This window comes from Acinetobacter tibetensis, assembly GCF_023824315.1.
Taxonomy (GTDB): domain Bacteria; phylum Pseudomonadota; class Gammaproteobacteria; order Pseudomonadales; family Moraxellaceae; genus Acinetobacter; species Acinetobacter tibetensis.
Genome location: NZ_CP098732.1, coordinates 1341158 through 1360851, shown reverse-complemented (window position 1 = coordinate 1360851; position 19694 = coordinate 1341158). Strand labels below are relative to the sequence as shown.

General features: G+C 38.0%; 13 protein-coding genes and 6 pseudogenes. 4 read left to right on the top strand and 15 right to left on the bottom strand.

What is annotated here, in order from left to right:
- Nucleotides 1-9 precede the first annotated feature (9 nt).
- Nucleotides 10-472, top strand: a pseudogene (locus M5E07_RS06625) (transposase).
- A 183-nt stretch (nucleotides 473-655) separates the two neighbouring features.
- Here M5E07_RS06625 and M5E07_RS06620 read toward each other — a convergent pair.
- The 12 genes and pseudogenes from M5E07_RS06620 to M5E07_RS06565 all read right to left on the bottom strand — a co-directional run bounded on the left by M5E07_RS06620 (nucleotide 656) and on the right by M5E07_RS06565 (nucleotide 12136).
- Nucleotides 656-1816 (bottom strand): hypothetical protein, encoded by a 1161-nt coding sequence (locus tag M5E07_RS06620; RefSeq protein ID WP_252223214.1) that lies wholly within the window; start codon nucleotides 1814-1816, stop codon nucleotides 656-658.
- 21 nt (nucleotides 1817-1837) lie between these two features.
- Complete coding sequence (locus M5E07_RS06615; RefSeq protein ID WP_252223212.1) at nucleotides 1838-2995, bottom strand: HINT domain-containing protein; 1158 nt, start codon at nucleotides 2993-2995, stop codon at nucleotides 1838-1840.
- A 78-nt stretch (nucleotides 2996-3073) separates the two neighbouring features.
- Nucleotides 3074-3331 carry a Hint domain-containing protein gene (locus M5E07_RS06610; protein ID WP_252223210.1) on the bottom strand — a complete coding sequence of 86 codons (258 nt, stop codon included), beginning with the start codon at nucleotides 3329-3331 and terminating at the stop codon, nucleotides 3074-3076.
- 124 nt (nucleotides 3332-3455) lie between these two features.
- Entirely contained in the window at nucleotides 3456-3962 is a 507-nt protein-coding gene (locus tag M5E07_RS06605; RefSeq protein ID WP_252223208.1) for an HINT domain-containing protein, read from the bottom strand.
- A 26-nt stretch (nucleotides 3963-3988) separates the two neighbouring features.
- Complete coding sequence (locus tag M5E07_RS06600; protein WP_252223206.1) at nucleotides 3989-5263, bottom strand: hypothetical protein; 1275 nt, start codon at nucleotides 5261-5263, stop codon at nucleotides 3989-3991.
- A gap of 2 nt (nucleotides 5264-5265) precedes the next feature.
- Nucleotides 5266-6702: pseudogene (locus M5E07_RS06595) on the bottom strand (hypothetical protein).
- Nucleotides 6699-7016: pseudogene (locus M5E07_RS06590) on the bottom strand (type VI secretion system tip protein VgrG); the annotation flags it as partial. The pseudogenes M5E07_RS06595 and M5E07_RS06590, both read right to left, overlap by 4 nt.
- A gap of 328 nt (nucleotides 7017-7344) precedes the next feature.
- Nucleotides 7345-7866 carry a hypothetical protein gene (locus tag M5E07_RS06585; protein WP_252223204.1) on the bottom strand — a complete coding sequence of 174 codons (522 nt, stop codon included), beginning with the start codon at nucleotides 7864-7866 and terminating at the stop codon, nucleotides 7345-7347.
- 2 nt (nucleotides 7867-7868) lie between these two features.
- Nucleotides 7869-8585, bottom strand: a complete 717-nt coding sequence (locus tag M5E07_RS06580; protein WP_252223202.1) for a hypothetical protein — start codon at nucleotides 8583-8585, stop codon at nucleotides 7869-7871.
- Nucleotides 8576-9001, bottom strand: a complete 426-nt coding sequence (locus tag M5E07_RS06575) for a hypothetical protein (protein WP_200029378.1) — start codon at nucleotides 8999-9001, stop codon at nucleotides 8576-8578. The genes M5E07_RS06580 and M5E07_RS06575 overlap by 10 nt, the downstream gene beginning before the upstream one ends.
- 1 nt (nucleotide 9002) lies before the next feature.
- Complete coding sequence (locus M5E07_RS06570; RefSeq protein ID WP_252223200.1) at nucleotides 9003-9518, bottom strand: DUF4123 domain-containing protein; 516 nt, start codon at nucleotides 9516-9518, stop codon at nucleotides 9003-9005.
- Nucleotide 9519: 1 nt separating this feature from the next.
- Nucleotides 9520-12136: pseudogene (locus M5E07_RS06565) on the bottom strand (type VI secretion system Vgr family protein).
- 205 nt (nucleotides 12137-12341) lie between these two features.
- Between M5E07_RS06565 and M5E07_RS06560 the strand changes: the two are divergent.
- Nucleotides 12342-12562: pseudogene (locus M5E07_RS06560) on the top strand (IS5/IS1182 family transposase); the annotation flags it as partial.
- Between the two features lie 122 nt (nucleotides 12563-12684).
- On the opposite strand, the pseudogene M5E07_RS06555 reads toward M5E07_RS06560, so the two are convergent.
- Nucleotides 12685-13679, bottom strand: a pseudogene (locus M5E07_RS06555) (tyrosine-type recombinase/integrase); the annotation flags it as partial.
- 318 nt (nucleotides 13680-13997) lie between these two features.
- On the opposite strand from M5E07_RS06555, the gene mutS reads away from it, so the two are divergent.
- Complete coding sequence (gene mutS / locus M5E07_RS06550; RefSeq protein ID WP_252223198.1) at nucleotides 13998-16634, top strand: DNA mismatch repair protein MutS; 2637 nt, start codon at nucleotides 13998-14000, stop codon at nucleotides 16632-16634.
- Nucleotides 16635-16711: 77 nt separating this feature from the next.
- Here mutS and M5E07_RS06545 read toward each other — a convergent pair whose 3' ends face one another.
- Entirely contained in the window at nucleotides 16712-17296 is a 585-nt protein-coding gene (locus M5E07_RS06545) for a GNAT family N-acetyltransferase (protein ID WP_116759695.1), read from the bottom strand.
- The gene (locus tag M5E07_RS06540; RefSeq protein WP_252223187.1) at nucleotides 17284-17952 is read right to left on the bottom strand and encodes an FMN-binding negative transcriptional regulator; all 669 of its coding nucleotides are present in this window, start codon (nucleotides 17950-17952) and stop codon (nucleotides 17284-17286) included. Before M5E07_RS06540 ends, M5E07_RS06545 begins: the two co-directional genes overlap by 13 nt.
- Before the next feature lie 116 nt (nucleotides 17953-18068).
- Between M5E07_RS06540 and pdxR the strand changes: the two genes are divergently transcribed.
- Nucleotides 18069-19559: a MocR-like pyridoxine biosynthesis transcription factor PdxR gene (gene pdxR / locus M5E07_RS06535; RefSeq protein ID WP_252223185.1), complete on the top strand. Its 1491-nt coding sequence runs from the start codon at nucleotides 18069-18071 to the stop codon at nucleotides 19557-19559.
- The last annotated feature ends 135 nt before the right edge of the window (nucleotides 19560-19694 follow it).

Below are 19694 nucleotides of genomic sequence, written 5' to 3'. Positions count from 1 at the left end.
AATAAAGCCTTGATCAATCGAGGAAACATATCGATTTGGTTTGATCCCACTACTTAATGGTATGCTCAACCACAAGGTAAACACGGACGAAATCAACCCTATTCTGATGCAGCTTTACTTGATCAAATTCCACTGGATGAGTGGATTGATTCTGTCTATACAGATGGGGCTTATGACACGAAATACTGCAGAAAAGTCATTTCAGATCGACAGGCATATGCAGTGATTCCGCCAAGAAAAAATGCGAAGCTCTGGAAAGACAAAAAAATGAGATCTTTGGCAAGAAATGAATTGTTGAAAACGGTCAAATACCTAGGAAGAACAATTTGGAAAAAGTGGTCTAGGTATCACAGGTGAAGCTTGGTAGAAACCAAGATGCATTGCATCAAATTATTGGGAGATATTTCAAAGCCAAGTAAATGAAATTTATGCTCGTGTAGCAGTATTAAATAAATTTACTGAGCTAGGCTGACTACACACCCAAGTTGTCACTTAAACCTGAGTCGCTTAGGATAATAAATCTTTGTGCAACAAAGCCCTTCCCAGATATAAAATAATGAGGACATTTTTATTCCTTCTAAAATTATTAGAATCCTAATAAAATAAAAAAATGAGCTATTAAATAACTCATTTTACAAAAAACCACCAAATCAACTCAAGATATTACATCGTTATATCTTCTTTCAACCTCTTTATATATTTCATCAATTGTCACATCTTTATAATATTCATCTTTCAAAATAAAAGGCAATGCTTCCTGCACTAATTCATCATACAAAGGATCATTTAAATATTTAGCAAAAGCTAAACGATTGAATACAGCCCCACCTGTAATATAGTATTTTTCATCACCATGATTAACCCACTGATTTAAAGTTTCTAAATCTTTATGTTGCTCAGCATCATAAATTAAAAAATCATAAATTTGCTTAAAAATACTTTCAAGCTGTTTAGGATGTGTTATTGCTAAAGGCTCGCCCTCTACACCATGCAGTTCTGGTATATATTGCAAAGTAAAACCTTTAATAAAATGCTCTCTACGAATCCAAAAGGCTTTATTTTCAGAATACTGGATATAACTACTCAATGAGACTTTCGAATATCCAAGTTCATATTTAGATAAATTTGATGCAGTTAATATAATAATTTTTTCATATATAGCTTCATTCAAATCCCTATATAAACAAACACCGTTATTATATTGATTTTTTTTTGTTTCTTCCGTAAATTTTATTTTTTCTCTATATTGCATCAGCCATGCTCTATAAAAATCTGCTAATTTTTTTTTATTAGCTGGTAATGCTTTAAACTGGCTTAACTGATCTTTGGTAATGGGTTGAACTGTATCTAGCCAGCGTTGAATACTGGTCTGTTTTGGAAATATATTGTCTTTGCTGAAGAAGATATACGCCCCTGCATCAAAGCCTACCACATCATATTTTATAATCGCTTCAACAACAATTTTATATAAATATTGACTTTTTTCAAAGAAATAACGATCTATATCCAACACATTCTCTTGTGTGGGTACAATATATCCCTCTGCATTATCAAAAAAATCTATAATATCTTGATCAAAGTTTTCTGAAAGTTCGGGGTCAGTCACTATTTTAATAATAGCACGTAAACATTGTTCTAGATTATCGCTATACCCGATATTCTGTGGATGAGTTGCATAATACTCAGCCTGTTCAAGATCATTAATTTGGACATCAGGATGATGCTGCTTTGCATCCCAGATATAAAATAATGGGGGCATTTTTATTCCTTTTAAGATTATTAAGTTTAGATTAGAAATAAAGTAGGGATGGCTCATTCATCCCTACCCCGCTGTTCATTAAAACAATTGTTTCCAATGTTGCTGTGCAGTTTGTTCCAAACCTTTAAGCCATGCGTCGGACTGTTCTTCCCGACGGAGTAGAATCTGATCCTCATCTTCTTCTTTTGGCAGGCTATTTAACTCTAACTGAGTTGAAAGCAGTGGAATCTGGCATGACCAATGCGCTTTTACCTGTAATGGAATAGATTCAACGCGGTTTACCCATGTAGAAACAAAACCATTGACCAATTGCCAAGGGCTTACACAGGCTTGTCCACCTAGCATTTTCACTGAAATTGTTTTCAAGCTACTTGCACTGTGCTGGTTGCTTTGTTCAATGGCTGTGGCTTTTACCTGAATCGTCATGTCCTGATTACGATTACCCGCAAAGCGTAACTGAGCCCAATCCCAAGTACTGATATCTATCCACTGCTGAGTCGAACTAATCGTAATGTAGTTTGCTCCATCAGTAAGTACTGTGCCTTGACTAAAGCCTGTCAATTCCAGCTTGATTCGCTCTGAACCATCTTGATCATTACTACGAGCAGCAATAATTGGCAAGTAAGTGGTTTGCCCTACCATTGCATAGACCTGATTTACTGTTGAAGTATAAGTTTCAACTAAACGAATATCATTAATCCAGTATTGTTTAGCTGCTGGTAACAATGCTTCTACCATTTCAAGTGTCAGACTATTAACAGTAGTTTCTTCACCACCACAGTTATGTACCCAAATCCCAGCTTCACCCACAAAATAAGTATGTGTATCCGCCACTTCAAGATTATAAACTGTTGTAGTGAGAAAACCCTCACCCTCATTCCATTCTACGGTTTCGGGATCGACCCAATGTCCTTGTTTAAAGCCATAAAACTCTACATTTGCACACTGGTTTTCTGGTAATTGACCTAATAAATTTTCTTTCCACTGCTTATCATAAACAAATAACTTGCTTAAAACAGGTTTATAATCAGCATTGCCTATTTCCTCTGTTGTACTCAAACAAATTAAACTGCCATTTGATGGTGGATTATCTTCATCAAAATAAGGGACAAATCCAATATCAGGCCGATCAGTTTTATAGACTAGAGCAAGTACATTATCTTTATAGGGATTATTTCCACTTCTTGCAACAAACCGAGTGCCATCTTTACTTACAGCAAGATCCTCCCATGTCATCTCCTCTGCTGTTCGCCAACCTTTATTTTCAATCCAGAAAGGATGATTGGCAGTAACCAATAATTGTATTGGTTTTTGCTAATTTACTAATCTTCTTAAATTCAAACGCTCTCTCATAGGTAGTGGTGGATCTACCCATTGTTCCAACTCAATCAATGAAACTTGTACATTTTCTGTCACAATGGTCCGTAAAATTGGTTTATAGACCAATTCTCCATTTGCAAGTTTTGAAAGTACCAAATCACCAGCTTTTAATTGCTCAATCGGAATTAAACCTTGATTGGTATGAACCAATGTCCCTGCTACAAAACAGGTATGTTGTATATTGTTATCCATAGGCGCCTTTAACTCCGCCAAAGTTTGTAAATGCCCTTGACTGGCAAGAAAACTAGTACTCTTGGATTATTAATAAAGTCTTTATTTGCAATAGAGTTGCCATTTGCATCAACCGAACTAAGAACTAATTAGATAAACCACTTTTGTAATAAACCGTACCTGTACCATCGCTAGGTACAACTGGGACATATTCTCGGACTAAGTCACTATTAAAGCAGTTATCACAATTATGTACCCATAAACCTTCTTCGCCTACAAAATAAGTATGATTTTCTGCTACTTCCAGATTATATACATCACATAACAAACTAGTTGAGTCTGCAGCACCTGCGAGCTCCTTTACCAATTTTAAGTCAAGTTCATTTAAGAGTGCTGGCTTATATTTATTTCTATAAATTTGGTTATAACCATATATATAATCTTTATTTATTTCAAAAAAAGTATCTATTCTAACTGCATCTTCAAAATCCTGTAATGGTGGTGAGGTATGACCATATATTTTTCCAACACTATCAGTAGTTTTATACAATTTATTTGCATATAAAAAATGGAACTGTTTATCAACTGCCAAGGTAAATACTTTATCGCCTGTGTTTAATCCTTTTGCAGGACACCATCTTTCTTCAGACATCGACCAAATTGGGTGTTCTGCAGTTGCTAAAACATAGCTAATTTCTGGTTCATCTTCTTCATACTGGTCTCTTGCCCAATAAGTACAACGGTATACCTCTTTTTCAGGCGTATGAATAGTTCGTAATACAGGTTTATATGTTTTTTCTCCAACACCTGCTTCAGGCATAGATAAAACCATATCACCCACTTTAATATCCTGTAGAAGTTCGGACGTTGAGTCAGGTCAGTGGTATAGGCATAATCCGCCATAAAACTGTCCACTTCTTTTTGTAGCTTGTCATAGGTAATGATCTTGTTCGCATCATCGGCCTTTTTCAAGGTATCCACCATCTGGGTGATACTATCTTCCATACGCGCCAAGGTGGCGTTAAAGCCTTCAACGGTTTTCAACAGCTCTTTATTCATATAAATCGTCAATGGGCTATGATCTTCTTTCCAAATATTAGAATAAGAAACTGCATCTTTACTATTCGGAATTTTTGCCAATTGGAATGACGCATCTGTACCCTCACCAAAGTTTTTGGTCATATACGCATCATCCATCATCACAATCTGAATAGTTTTAGTGATGCCATTTTCGGCACTCGTTGGAATACCTGTATAGTCTTCTATTTTAAGAATTTTGACATCATCAGCTCGAATCGACGGTGGCAGATTTACAATTTCATCTGCCGTCAAATCCCGCATATCCAAAACTTCCCAATTCAGCAGGACATCATTACCAATGGCAATCTCGGTTAACTCGTTAAGTGACATTGCTTCATCGGTAAAATTCCAATCATGTTTAAATACTTGGCTTTCTTTTGTACTTAAAAATGCAGCCTCTGCTGAAACTGACTTAATATTAGTTGGCGTTTCTTCCATCGCTTGTTTTAAAGGAGAATGTAATGTTTCATTCCCTTTATTACGATCAAGTTCTATAAATTGTTTCTTAGCCAAGGCATTGGCATACTCAACTCTATTTGCTAAAGCAAGTCGAGTATCTGCTTCTTTTTTAGCCCATGCTCTAATTTCAGCAAGATTAGTGTTATCTCCACCTGCAGAATAGTGTAAAGACATTAAATTCAGTGCATCGTATAAACGTTGGTGACCCGCAGCAATATAACCACCAAACTTCTTTTCTTTTTTATAATCACTAAAACCATCTGTAACCGAATATAATCCATTTACAAGCTCATCAAAATTTTCATGATAGTCCTGTTTTAATAAATGATTATCTCTAAAATCATTCTCGTCAGTAACTTCTAACTCTAACCATTTTTGCCAATCTATTTCTTGATCATTGACTGTTATTGACATTCTTAACGCTCCAGCATTTCATTCGGCAAAACAAATTCTAAAGTAATTGCATGCGAGGTCACTGTACGAGTACATTTCGGCTTATCCAGACCTTTACATTGACTATGGTGGTCAAATTGATTTCCCGTTATCGTGACTAAACTCCTATCATAAGGGCACTGCACTGCAACAGTTTTACCTACTCTTTTTTCAGTACGAGCCTTAAATTTAACACGCCTCCAAGCTTCAATCTGCTCAAGTAATTTAACTTTATGACTTGACGTAATATTTGCGCTACGAATTTTATTCGCAATCCAAAGATGTGACATTTGTGCTCCATCACTTGCAGTTTTACCCAATGCATTTTTAGTTTTTTTCTCTTTGGAAGACTTTACATAGACATCCAAGCCCATGCTTAAAGCATCCATTGCTGCTTTAGGAGTCATGATTTTTCTATGACTGGCTAAATTCGTCGCTTTGCTATCGGTAATCCGGTACTTATGACCAATACTATTGCTATACCAGGCATGGTCAATACCATCATGCCCAGTATCATGATATTCATACAGCACACCATTATTATTAATTTTGGTACGGCTCTTTTTCCGCTTCACAAAGTAATAATCCGTGATGTGTTCACCGCCCGAACCTAATTCCTTATTACTGCGCTTTTTAGATTGTCTTTTAGTTGAGGTATTCATCGTTCCGGTATTGGCTGTATTACCACGTGTATTTTTAAAAACTTGACCATTCTGCTGTGTACGAGGGGCAGACGTAGAATTAGGTTTCTTTGAACCACCTGGCGTATGGATGGGTGCCTTCGCTGTCGTATTTGGATAAGGGGTTGCCAAAGCTTTTTTATGCGCTAATTACAGGTCTTTCATCACCATTTCAATTTGCTTGTTCGCAACTTTTTCCATTTGTCTCAGTTGCATCACAAGTGTCTTTAATCGGGCTTGTCCCAAGACCGCTCTGGTCATCCAGCTATCAAATACATTAATGAGTCGATCGATTATTTTATTAGTGGTGGTCTGCAATTGTTTGGTATAAGCGTTCCAATTTAAGTTCCTAAACCATTTTTCAACATTGCCACGCATGGTTTTACTTGGAATTGCATCTAATATTGCTCCCATAGATTTACCAGAACGCAATTGCTTAAATACAATTTTAAGTCCATCTCCGGCCACAGGAACAAATGCAATTAAATTAAAGACTAAATCAAACCAGTTGTCTTTGTTATTCGGTTTTTCTGAAATTTTGACAATTGAAACAATGACATTACTGACATCGACTCCTTGCCCCACAAAAGGGATACAGCCAATCACAACTGCTACAATAATTTGTGCCGGGCTTGATCCACTCCCATCTAATACACCTTTTATCCAGTCGGCTGCGGATTGTTCCCCTTTTTTAGTGACTCTGATGGATTTAACAGATGACTTTGCAACTGCTGTACTCATACATCCGCCCCAAAACCAAAATGTGGCGTTGCTTGTTCATTCAATGGGATTTCTTCTGCATGATCAGCAATAGCATCATCTGAATTATTTTGTTGTTCTAAAGCTTTTTCCTCATAATCATTGATATGGTCATCATACTCTACACCTTGCCCATCTATCATGGCCTGTATTTCATCAGGGAAATATTCATCTAATAAGTGGTCAAGTTCTTGTTTGTTATATTGTTCGATCAATTGTTCTGCTTCCGCAATACTCATTACTTGTTTATCTTTAAATGTATTGTCCTGTTTGGGCTGATCAGGTTTAGCCTCCATAATGCATATAATGAATCCACATATGATTCTTTTGGAATATAACACTTTAAAATATTCGTCAAACATAAAAACATAGCGCAGTAATCATCATAATTAGTATTCCAATTTAAAAATGGAAACCGAGGATGATTACGAAAGTAATTTACGACTTGCTCAATTTTATTCATAATTAATTTTTTAGTATTTCACCTTTCATTACATCTAAGTCAATATGTCTACAATTTTGCCGCTTCTTATCTACCAAGATGCTATAATTTATCAGAACCAAATAAAGTCTTAACCTCTCCTCCAAAACCAACTCAAGAGTGAGCTTGAATATTTACACAACTCACTCATCATCAAAATTCAAATTACTTTCTTCAAGAGATTTTAAATCTTTAAAAGTCATTTTCTTTTCAAAGATTGTTTTGAAAATTGTATCTATCTTTTGTAATGCTACTGGATTATTAAAGTCGAAAAGAATAGCAATCTCATTATACCATTCATTTTCAGGAGTATTTCTCTCCCAACGATCACCCCAACGATCATCTCTACTTATTTGAACTGAAAAATAAGCTTCACCATTGTTATGTTGTATTATTTCTCTTGTTCCTAAAAAAATAACTAATTCTAATTCCGACAGTTTACATGTTAATGGAAAAGCAACTATTCCATCCGGATTTCCTCTGAATTCCATATAACCGTATGCATATGATGAATCCATATATGCTTCTTTTGGAATATAACACTTTAAAATATTCGTCAAACATAAAAACATAGCGCAGTAATCATCATAATTAGTATTCCAATTTAAAAATGGAAACCGAGGATGATTACGAAAGAAATTTACGACTTGCTCAATTTTACTCATAATTAACTCTTTAATATCTCGCCTTTCATCACATCTAAGTCAATACGTCTACAATCTTGCCCTTCTTTTAATCTACCAAGCTGATATGACCCATCAAAGCTAAAGGAATGTTTATTCGCCCCTCTAGAACTAACCCCATAAGGCACTTTCTGTTCCATCCATTTTATTAAAGCTTTATATGCCTTCGTTGCACCTTTATGATAATCAACAGGTTTATTGTTTGTCTTTTGATCGGGTTTACTATGCCCCTCTACTTTCAACATAGCTATGCGCATTGAAAGTGCATATTGCTTACATAGAAGTAATGGTGGTGGGACTGGTTGATTTGTCCAAGCGCTGCCAGCTTCAGTGGCAGTTACAATCATGCGTTCTCCATTTTGTGCTTGGATTCGGCCACTGTGTTGCCCTTTATTACATTCTTTATTATTACTACAAGATTTTTCTAATTCTTTAGTCTTTGCTTTACTTGATGCTAATGCTCTATCTTTTTGTTCCTGTGAAATAGATGATCGACCATCCTCTATATCTTCTTCTGCTACATTAATATTAATATTATGCATTCCTGAAATTGCCCCATCACCTAATGTGGATGGGGTTAAAACTCCAATCAATATCGCGCTGATAGGATTTGCTCTAGTACCTGTTTTAACAACAGTACCTGCCGTTTCAGAGACTGTTCCCCATCCACCTAAACTACCTATATCTGCTGCTACTGCCATGTTTCTTTCTCCAAGGCAGCATAGAATTTTTGGGATTCAGAATTATTCAAGCAACTTTCTACAATCCCTGCTAAAACGTCTATTCTTAAATATGGGGGCCATAACCTTTCTTCCAAAATTCCTCTATTCCATTTGTCTTCATCAATATTATATTTATTCACAATGAAGCAAATCTCCCCATAGACCGCGCGCCATTTGTTGTAGTCGATGTCATCTTCCAAACCATGTAAATATTCTTTCACGCGAGTTTGGGCAAGAAGTAAAAAATCAACACCTTTTTTCTCATCATCGTCAAAATATTTTTTGGAAAGCGATGGAAATTTTTCTTTTAACCTATTCCAATTCCACAAAGCTAATTCTTCTTCACGGTCTGTAATGAATGAATCGATTTGTTCTTGCGTAAACTTAATTGCCATATCAATCGCTCACTAAATTATTAAAGGTGTCATTGGCTTGTTGAACCCACCAATTATTCAAGGGCTTAAATAATTTTTGATATTCCTGCTTATCCAACATCTTATCTAAGATTTTAGTAATAGATGGATCGTAAAACCGGAACAAAGCCAGTTCACCATTCGGCATCTCAGCCTGTAAAAAAGGCTGTAAATGCTTTATTAGTGATTGTTTAGACAAAGATGTTTCTATTAGTGAAAACATCCCTATATTCTCGCTGACTAAAAGTGTCCGTTGCAGTGTTTCATTGTTTCCTTGATCGATGCCCATCAACAAAGGAGATACTTCTAAAGGCGAAGCTTCATCGATAGTGCCGTGAAATAAGTTCCCAATTTGATTGAATTGTTTTTCCGACAGTGTCTTTAACCACCGTCTGATGTAGATATGATTTTTCGCAGTATCTAAAAGCAAATAAAAGTTTAAATTTGGATTCGATTCTTGCTGTTGAGAAATATGATCAAAGAGTTGAATAGTATTCATATCAAATTTCCCGATGTACAAACGGTAATGATTTCCTTGCTGCATCTAACAAACATGGAATACAGATTTTGCTAGAAATATTCGGCAACTGAAAATTATGATTGGTCCCTTTAAGGAACTTAGTTTGAGAAGATTTTACTTCGACTAATCCGGGGCTATTAATTTCAATTGAACCATCAGTTTTTATTTTGATGTACCCACCACCACAAGTCAGCATAATTTCTTTTTTGGCTGCAATCGTGATGGCGTTTTCAGTACTCATAATCTTGCAATCTTTTAAAGATGCTAAATCTAGCTCATCATTTTGTGCATGAATTTTGATATTCCCTTGTGTGGCAAAAGCATTAATTCCCTTTTCTTGTGTATAAAAACTTAAGCCTTTTGCTGCATGAGCAGTCAATTCACCAGATGAGCTCAAATCAAGTTGTTTCCCAGCCATCATTTTTATATTTTCTTTAGCAACATAAGTTTGATTTTGCTGACTTACTGAAATAAAGTCTTTGGGAGCACTGACTAAAATATTGGATTCTTCGAATTTCTCTAAGGTACTCTCAACTTGAGTTAGAAGATCTTGACTAATTTGATAATTTTCATCTTGAAAGACTTTACTGGTTCGAGCATTGTTTTCTATAGTTTTAAGTTGATCCAAAGACTCCGTCAGTTGCATTAACAGTTCTTGAATATTCAACTGAATATCTGAAGCACTGTTTTGGCTTGCAGCGCTAATTAATAAACCTTTACCTGCACGTACTGCACCCCATTGATCTGTTCTAAGTTCAAAGCCTTCACCGCGGTCTTCACTTTCTTCTTTATCTTTAGGATGACTCAGTTTCCCAAGATTTAACTGACTGGCACCATGACTGCTTTGTAACTGTGCACTAATTTGTCCAGTCGTATCGTCAAAGCGTAATTGGTTAAAGCCTTTGCCATCAACTTCTTCCGAGCGGATACCACTCAATTTTTTAGTGTCTGGTAGTTGTCCTTTCTGGTCAAATTGAGTTGGATGGCGTTCAGCTTCATGAATACGTCCCACCACAAACGGACGATCAACGTTACCGTCAAAAAAATCAATAACAACGATCTCCCCTACGCGTGGCAAGAATCGTGCCCCATAACCCTTTCCAGCCCACGGGGTCAGTACATCAACCCAAGCTGAGTCGGTATCATTGTCGTTACTTCCTGCCCCACCATCATGGCGATGGTCATCAGCTCGAGTAAACAAGAAACGGACTTTAATGCGCCCCCACTGGTCGACATAGATGCTTTCCCCTTCTGGTCCAACTACACGAGCACGTTGTACAGAGGCTTTCGGTCGATCTCGTAATGGCTGGTATTCTGGAACTGTCTTGATATGACGACGTTGTAAAATCAGTTGATTGCCTTGGCGCTCGTCTGTATGAACCGCTTGCCAATGGCTTTGTTGAACTAAAGCCTGAATTTGCTGGTTTAAATCTTTGGGTAAGTTGTTCTGGTTGTAGTAATGCTTCCCAATGATGAGAAATTCTTTATCTGCACCATTATGAAGATCAATTTCAGGATGTTCATTCAGCTCAAACCAGTAGCCAACTTGTGTATCCCTTACTGTGGTTTGAGCAACAAACTGTTTAGCTTGGGCATCATGGTAAGCGCTTAAGTTCTGATTGAACTTTTCCAATTGTTGATTACTTGCTGATGTTGCACCATCTTCGCCTTTTAAATCTTGCATCCATGCCGGACTAAAGTGCCATGCATCTTCAAGACTTAAGCTTTGATTGTCATAGTTGGCACTATGCTGATGGGTACTTTGTACACTGCCTGCGCCATCTGTTTGTTGTAATTCATCTGACTGCCAACGCTGAACAAAAACTGAAGTTGGCTGCAAACTACGACTAGCGATCAGGCTAGTCATATTGTCAAAGTATTCAGTTGCATTACTACGATGGTAGCGGATTGTTTTTCTGGTCAGCGCCTGATATTGGCGATTGTCATCAATGAGTCGTATAATTTTTGCGGCTGTATATGATCTATATTACTAGATACAGTAAGCTCAGCTTCATCAATCAGCCAGTTAATCCCTTCACTCCGCCACAAGTGAGTTAAAAACTCATAATCACTTTGGTTCAACTGCATCACAAAAGGGCGTATGTCATAGGTCTGTTTTAAACCTCTTAGATCTAAAGTCAGACTAGAAGCAAATAATGGGCTTTTACCTTGCCATTCCTGAAACAGTATTTCAGTAATTTCCCAAACACTCTTGCTCATAAACACACGACTGTTTCTGCGTTTATGCCAAAGATAAGTTGGATCAGATACGTTAAGTTTATATAAGGTTAAAGCACCATCACTTTGGCCCTGTGAAGCTTTGGTAATAATACCTGTGCTACGAAACAGTTGGCCTTGATCTCTGTAACCTGATCAACAGCAATCTGCACCCCAATAAATTGTTTAAGTGCAATGTGGGCATTGGTTGATAAACAAATCAACTCTGCTGTCATACCCTGATTAAGATAATGTTGCCCATCTATACGTTGTAAAAAAACCTGACTATTCAGGGAGGTGTCAGAAAATTGGAGATACACCGAACGATGCTTGGAGAGAAAACCAAAACTCTCTAAAACTTGAGAAATATTCTTAGACATTACATTTTTATATATTTAGATCATAAACGGACGTATTCTATTGAATACATACAGGTCTGTCTATTTTTTTATATCAATCCTATTTCTGGTGAATAGTCGAACACCCTATATATACACTAGAATAAAAAGCTCAATACTTCAGTATATTGCGTTAACCCATTATGAATGCGGAAATAAAATTTTAAAGAGAAATTATTCAAAGTTTAGCTATCAGAAAAGCAGCGATGACTGCATCTACTCATCAATTCCACTGGCCTGAAATTTTTAGATGAAGACGAATGAAAACGTAAGAAATATTAGCCTAAATATTGTCGGCAATGGCGTAAGTTCAGATAGGTTAGATGCTATAACTGCGCAAATACTCGCTCTGTTCAGCTCACGACAAATAATGTCAGGGATTCACAAGTCCTTGATGATTTACCTGATTAAATCCCACTTGATGAGCGAATATGCAACACGTCTGATGAACACTAACTTTTCGAAGCCAAGAAATCATTATTTTGCAGCATACGATTTAAATAGTCGATGACTTCGACTCATATCCCTTTCTACACAGTTTCTTGATCGAGAAAATCTGCCCATTGTTGCAACCACTTTGCACATTCATTTTCATATCCATGCAAATTATAAGTTCCTTCGATCCCCTTTTTAGAATGCCCAAGAATTGCTTCAGCGACATCACTTTGGCAACCCAATCGTGATAAACCTGTACGTATCGTCCTTCTCAAATCATGAGGATTCCAATCCTCCATTTCGGTTGGCCAAAGTTGTTCATCTTTAAATGAATGTTTTTTGGCTCTAGTCTTTTCTTTTAATAACCACTTAGCTTCGGTAATTGTTTTCTGTGCAATCGGCTTTCCAGTACGGTATGAAGGAAACACATACTCGCCACCAAATTCTAAAAGCTTTTTCAAATGTCCTACGCATTGAGATGATAACTGCACATATCGCTCACTACCATTTTTGTAGCTTTTAAATGCCATGTTGCTTTTTCTAAATCAAAAGCTTTCCACACTGCATTACTGATTTCGCCCGTTCTGCAACCCGTCCAAAGAGTCAACATTAATATGCTTTTATGATGTTTTGAAAAACCAGACTTAGGAAGCCACTGCAAAACTGCTTTTAATTCGATCTCACTCAGCACACGCTGTCGCTTATTAACGGTTAATTTAATTCTGGTTTGCTTCAAACTAGACTTTGCAAGTAAGCCTGGATTCGCAAAAGTATCTGGGAAGTAATCTAAGCCAATACAATATTCATAAGCAGCCGTTAGTTCGGATAACACTTTTCCAGCTTGAACTTGAGCTCCACGATCAATAATTCCCTTAATCAGACTCACTACATCTTTACGTGTGATTTCTACCGCAGCTTTTTCACCAATAGAACTTACCACATCAACATATAGGGTACGTCTAGCTTCAATTTTCCCTTTGATTGCTCTACTGCCTTTAACTATTTTCTTTGTCTTACTCTGTTCATCAAAAATATGCCTATCTTCTATTACATTCTCTAAATATAAATCAACAACATTTTTGACAGACAACACTTCAGTTGAATATGCACCTACATCAGTTTTATCTTTATCACCTGCTTTCATTTTTCCTATTGCACGCGCAGATAAAGCTACTTTTTTAGCATCAACCTTTTCCAATATTTCTTTTCTCTTTTGTTCATTCACCTGAATTTGCTACCATAGCCACTTGAGGCGATAGGGAACTAACTCACTCATTCATCCAAGATCTTTTACATGTTTATAGACGGTCTTATTTCTACTTATAATAGAATCTACAAATCATCATTTTTGTAAATTCTAAAATCCAACCTATATTTTATACTATTGAAACTTAAGGATTTCATATACATGAGCTTGCAAGACATCATAGCCAATATCGATTCACACACCCCTATGATGCAACAGTACTTAAAAGTCAAAATGCAGCATCCTCATGCCTTAATGTTTTATCGTATGGGCGATTTCTACGAACTTTTTTTTGATGATGCACATAAAGCAGCCAAATTACTAGGGATAACGCTAACCCACCGTGGTAAAACCAATGGCAATCCAATCCCGATGGCAGGTGTACCCTTTCATGCAGCAGAAGGTTACCTTGCACGTTTAGTTAAAAAAGGCGAAACCGTTGTTATTTGCGAACAAGTCGGCGAAGTCACAGGTAAAGGACCTGTAGATCGTCAGGTGGTTCGTATTCTCACCCCTGGTACGCTTACAGATGATGCCTTACTCAATAGTCATCAATCTTCTAATTTAGTCGCGCTGTGCTTACAACAAAACCAAATTGGTATTGCCCTCCTTGACTTAAGTGCAGGCATTTTTAAAGTTCAACAACAAGATTTCAAGCTGGAACAACTGAGCATCGAACTGGCACGACTCATGCCAAGTGAAATTCTGGTCGATGAAGATATTGTGGACCCCAACATTTTAGAACACGTTAAAAGACAACTCGACTGTCCTGTAACTAAGCGTCCCAATGTTGACTTTAATTTAAATAATGCACAAAAAACCTTGTGCGATCAGCTTGGCGTTTCAACACTTTCTGGTTTTGGTATCGATCATTTACCTTTGGCAAAAGCTGCGGCAGCAGCACTGATTCATTATGCCAAAGACACGCAAAAAACCGCATTACCGCATATCCGCAGTATTCAGCTAGAACAAAGCAGCGACTTTATAGCGCTCGACCCTGTAACACGCCGCAACTTAGAAATTGTAGACCCTTTATTCGAACATGGGACGTCATTATTTCAACTCATCAATGACTGTCAGACTGCTATGGGAAGTCGATTATTAAGCCGCACGCTCATGCAACCGCTGCGGGATACAGCTCTACTCGATGCACGTCTTGATGCCATTCAAGCTTTTATTGATGGTTATCATGAATCTCCTATTCGCTTAGTCCTTAAAGAAATTGGTGATATTGAACGCGTGCTAAGCCGTGTGGCTCTTGGCAGTGCTCGTCCACGTGACCTCGTACAATTACGCCAAGCGAGTGCTCAACTCCCGTTTTTACGCCATACACTCAACCCAATTGTTGCCAGCCAACAATCTAAACTGGTTCAACAATTAAATGAGGAGTTGGGTGATTTTAATGGTTTATACCAGCGCCTACTGTCAGCAATTGTCGAAAATCCACCCGTACTGTTACGTGATGGCAATGTCATCGCGGAAGGTTTTGACAGCGAACTGGATGAATTACGCAAAATTCGTGACCATGCTGGGCAATTCCTGATAGATCTAGAAATTAAAGAGCGTGAACAATCTGGAATTGCTACCCTAAAAATTGGCTATAACCGTGTTAGTGGCTATTACATCGAACTGACACGTGCTCAGGCAGAACAGGCACCCGAACACTATATTCGTCGTCAGACCCTCAAAAATGCCGAACGCTATATCACGCCAGAACTGAAAAGTTTTGAAGATAAAGTATTATCCAGTGAATCTCGTGCATTAGCGCGTGAGAAAATGCTGTTCGAAATGCTATTGGAAGAGCTACGTCAAGATATTGCAAATTTACAAGTTATGAGTGCCGCGATTGCTCAAATTGATTTGCTCAGTAATTTTGCACATCAAGCCCGTTTAAGAAACTGGTCTCGACCTGAATTTAGCCCAGAAACGGGCATCAAAATTATGGCGGGTCGTCATCCAGTGGTAGAAGCATTAAATAAAACTGCATTTACCCCAAATGACACACATTTGGATTATGCACATCGCATGGCGATTATTACAGGTCCCAATATGGGCGGTAAATCGACCTTTATGCGTCAAACTGCACTCATTAGTTTACTGGCTTATTGTGGTAGTTTTGTCCCTGCGCAGTCCGCTGTGCTAGGTCCTATTGACCGTATTTTCACCCGTATTGGTTCCGCCGATGATTTATCAACTGGGAAATCAACCTTTATGGTGGAAATGACCGAAACTTCGCAAATTCTACATCATGCCACCAACCAATCCTTGGTGCTTATGGATGAAGTGGGTCGCGGTACCAGTACCTATGACGGTTTATCCTTGGCTTGGGCTTGTGTTTTAGACCTAAGTAAACGAGTGAAATGTCTCTGTCTGTTTGCCACCCATTATTTTGAACTGACTGAACTGAGTAAAGAATCGGGCATTTACAATTATCATGTCAGTGCCAAAGAACTAAATGGCAATTTGATTTTGCTGCATAAAGTACAACAAGGTCCTGCCAGTCAGAGTCATGGTCTACAAGTCGCAAAATTAGCGGGTATACCTGCAAATGTGATTAAAGAAGCACAAAACCGTTTAAAAATTTTAGAACGCCAACAGCAACAGCATGTTAATACGGCGGTACAACGTGATTTATTTGCACCTGCCGTGCAAGCAGAACCAAATATCATTGAACGTGTGGTTGAAGTGGAAAAAGTATCTCCTGCGCTTGAAATTTTAAAAGACTTAGATGTCGATAACCTAACCCCACGTGAAGCTTTACAGCATTTGTATCTATTGAAAGAACAATTAGAAAGTTAAGCTTTTAAAAAAGGTCGGTTGAATATCACCGACCTTTTTTTATTGCCCGTTTCGAGCCTCTACGTTAAGCATCGCGATTACTCAAGCTTCCACGTTAAATTTTGCTGCACGGCAGGCCATTCATTTTTCAAAATACTATATACATAAGTATCACGTAAAATATCATCTTGGACTATTTGATGGCTTCTTAACACGCCATCTAATTTTGCCCCTAAGCGTTCAATTGCAGCACGACTTTTCAAATTAAAAGACGATGTTCTGAACTCAACGGCAATACAATTTAATACATCAAAGGCATACTGAAGCAATAATTGCTTCGTCTCTGTATTCACATGACTCCGCTGTACAGATTGTCTATACCAAGTTGAACCAATTTCAACACGACGATGTTCAGCAACCACATTCATATAACTGGTCATACCAAGAATCTGACCGCTGTTCTGTTCAATCACCACAAAAGGCAACATACTTCCCTTGTGCTGCAATTCAAGTCGTCTTTGTATTTCGCTATGCATAAGTTCAGGTTTAGGAATCAAGGTATACCAAAGTTTCCAGAGTTCACCATCACACACCGCTTCTCTCAGTGCTAACTCATGCTCTAAACTTAAGGGTTCCAATTTAATGTTTTTACCCACTAGGGTGACTGGCTTTAACCACGGCATGTTTCATCTACCTCTAAAGCTAATTTCTTAGATGCTGCTATCTTATGCATGGCTTCGCTTATCTCCTGCTTGCCTGTTGTAGATAATGCCTTGGCGACACCAACTATATCTCGATGCTCTTTGTTCTGCCCCAATTTGGATTTGCCCTGAATTTTAGTAATTTCGATCTCTATCCCCACAATGGCTTTCAACATCGTCTCGATATAATTTTTTGGCGCATCCGACATTTTCCATGGCTCAACTTGCGTGGCTTCATGGGTACGGGTTAAACGTGCTACCACTCCACGCACATAACGCTCATCATCACGTATTTTGACCTTGCCATGCGCATGGATCACCCGATAGTTCCAAGTCGGCACTTGCTGGTGATGCTCTTGCTTGCTCGGATACCATTGTGGCGAAATATAGGCATCACCTGCTCGAAACACCACCAACACTTCATCACCATCTTGAACATCTTGCCAAACTGGATTTTTCCTTGCGACATGTGCATGCAGTACACCCAATTCAGTCACCTCAGTACCAAGTTCAAAAGGCAGATGATTGGCATCTAAACCACTTTGTCCATGCGTCAGCAAAATTCCTAAAGGATATTGTTTTATAAGTTCATGCATGACTTCTATATTGGTTTCTTCAAATTCTGCGGGGACGTACATGGTCTATAGCTCCTATTATTTTCCAAATCTTAATTTGTCTTACATGTTGTAAATTTTCAGTTTTAATTGGATTATAAAAAAGAACCAGTTCATCTAAATTTTAGTAGACCAGAATTATGGCAAGAATGACAAAAGTAATAGATCTTCCATCCATGACAAAACTGAATAAGGCGAATGGGCAAATCAGCACTCAACTCATTCATATCTTTAGAGCAGCCGTTCAACAAGGTGATTTACAATCTGGTGATGCCTTACCCTCTTCCCGTGAGCTAGCACAAACATTAAATGTTGCCCGAGGTACTGTGATTGAAGCTTATGAACAACTTATCGCAGAAGGTGTATTTGAATCTCATGCCCGAAAAGGGACTTTTATTTCACAAACTTTAAACCATTCGACTACAGCGACTTTAAAAAGAGAAAAACAAGAAACCGACATCCCGCTTACAGCAGTCGCACAAGCATTTTCTGAAATATTAAAGGAATTTAAACCTTTACCCCATCGACCTTTTGCCATTTCTGTGCCTATGGGTCGTACCCAACCGAATGATATGTGGCGAAAATATGGCAATCAATACCGTGCTCGGGGCATTGCAGCACCGTCAGGTTATGATGATCCGCAAGGCATATTGTCTCTACGCATTGCTATTGCCGATTATGTTCGGCGCTCGCGTTCTGTGCACTGTGACCCTGAACAAATTGTGATTACTAGCGGAATCCAACAAGCACTTTATATTTGCAGTCAAATTTTATTCAATGCGAATGATACAGTTTGGGTTGAAGATCCTGCTTATCGTGGAACTACAGCCATACTTGAGCATTCATTACATCATTTAAAAATCATACGTGTACCTGTTGATGAAGAAGGCATTCAAGTCAATATAGGTCATACACTTGCTGAAAATGCACGTGCTGCATTTGTCACCCCTTCTCATCAATACCCGATTGGTATGCCCATGAGCTTAGCGAGACGAACTGCATTACTCGCATGGGCAAAACAACAGAACGCTTGGATTATTGAAGATGATTACGACAGCGAACTTCGCTACAGCGGTCAACCGTTTCCTGCACTACAAGGCATGGCATCGGATCAAGTTATATATTTAGGTACGTTCAGCAAAGTCCTGTTTCCATCATTACGTTTAGGTTATGCCATTCTGCCAAAAAAACTGGTTGCCCCATTTTGTGGGCTAAGAGCATTGATTGACCGCCACCCACCTTCAGCAGATCAACACGTATTGGCAGCCTTTATTCAAGAAGGTCATTTAGAACGCCATATTCGGCGTATACGGAAAGTTTATGCTGAAAATCGTCTGCAATTAATCGATATGGTAGAACGCCATATTCCAAAATACCTTGGTTTTTTACAATCGGGCGATCAAGGTATGCATATGTTGTTATGGTTAGCCGATCATTTAGATGACCGTGCAATTGCCCAATCAGCACTTGAAGCAGGAATATCCATTAAAGCTGTTTCACCCACTTATTCAAATCAAGCGAAACGTTCTGGACTTATTCTTGGATTGGGAGACTTTGATATTCAACAAATGGAGCAAGCCGTAACTAAGCTTGCAAAAATTATTCAACACCATGACACCTTAAGAAACTGAAATTGATCCCATTAAATAAGATCGGAGGTTGAGCACTATAGACATTCTTAAATCAAATAAGAGGTTTTATTAGAATGAACTCCTATTTTTCATGGGATATTGAGGCATTTCTAAACAACAAATCAAAGATTCACT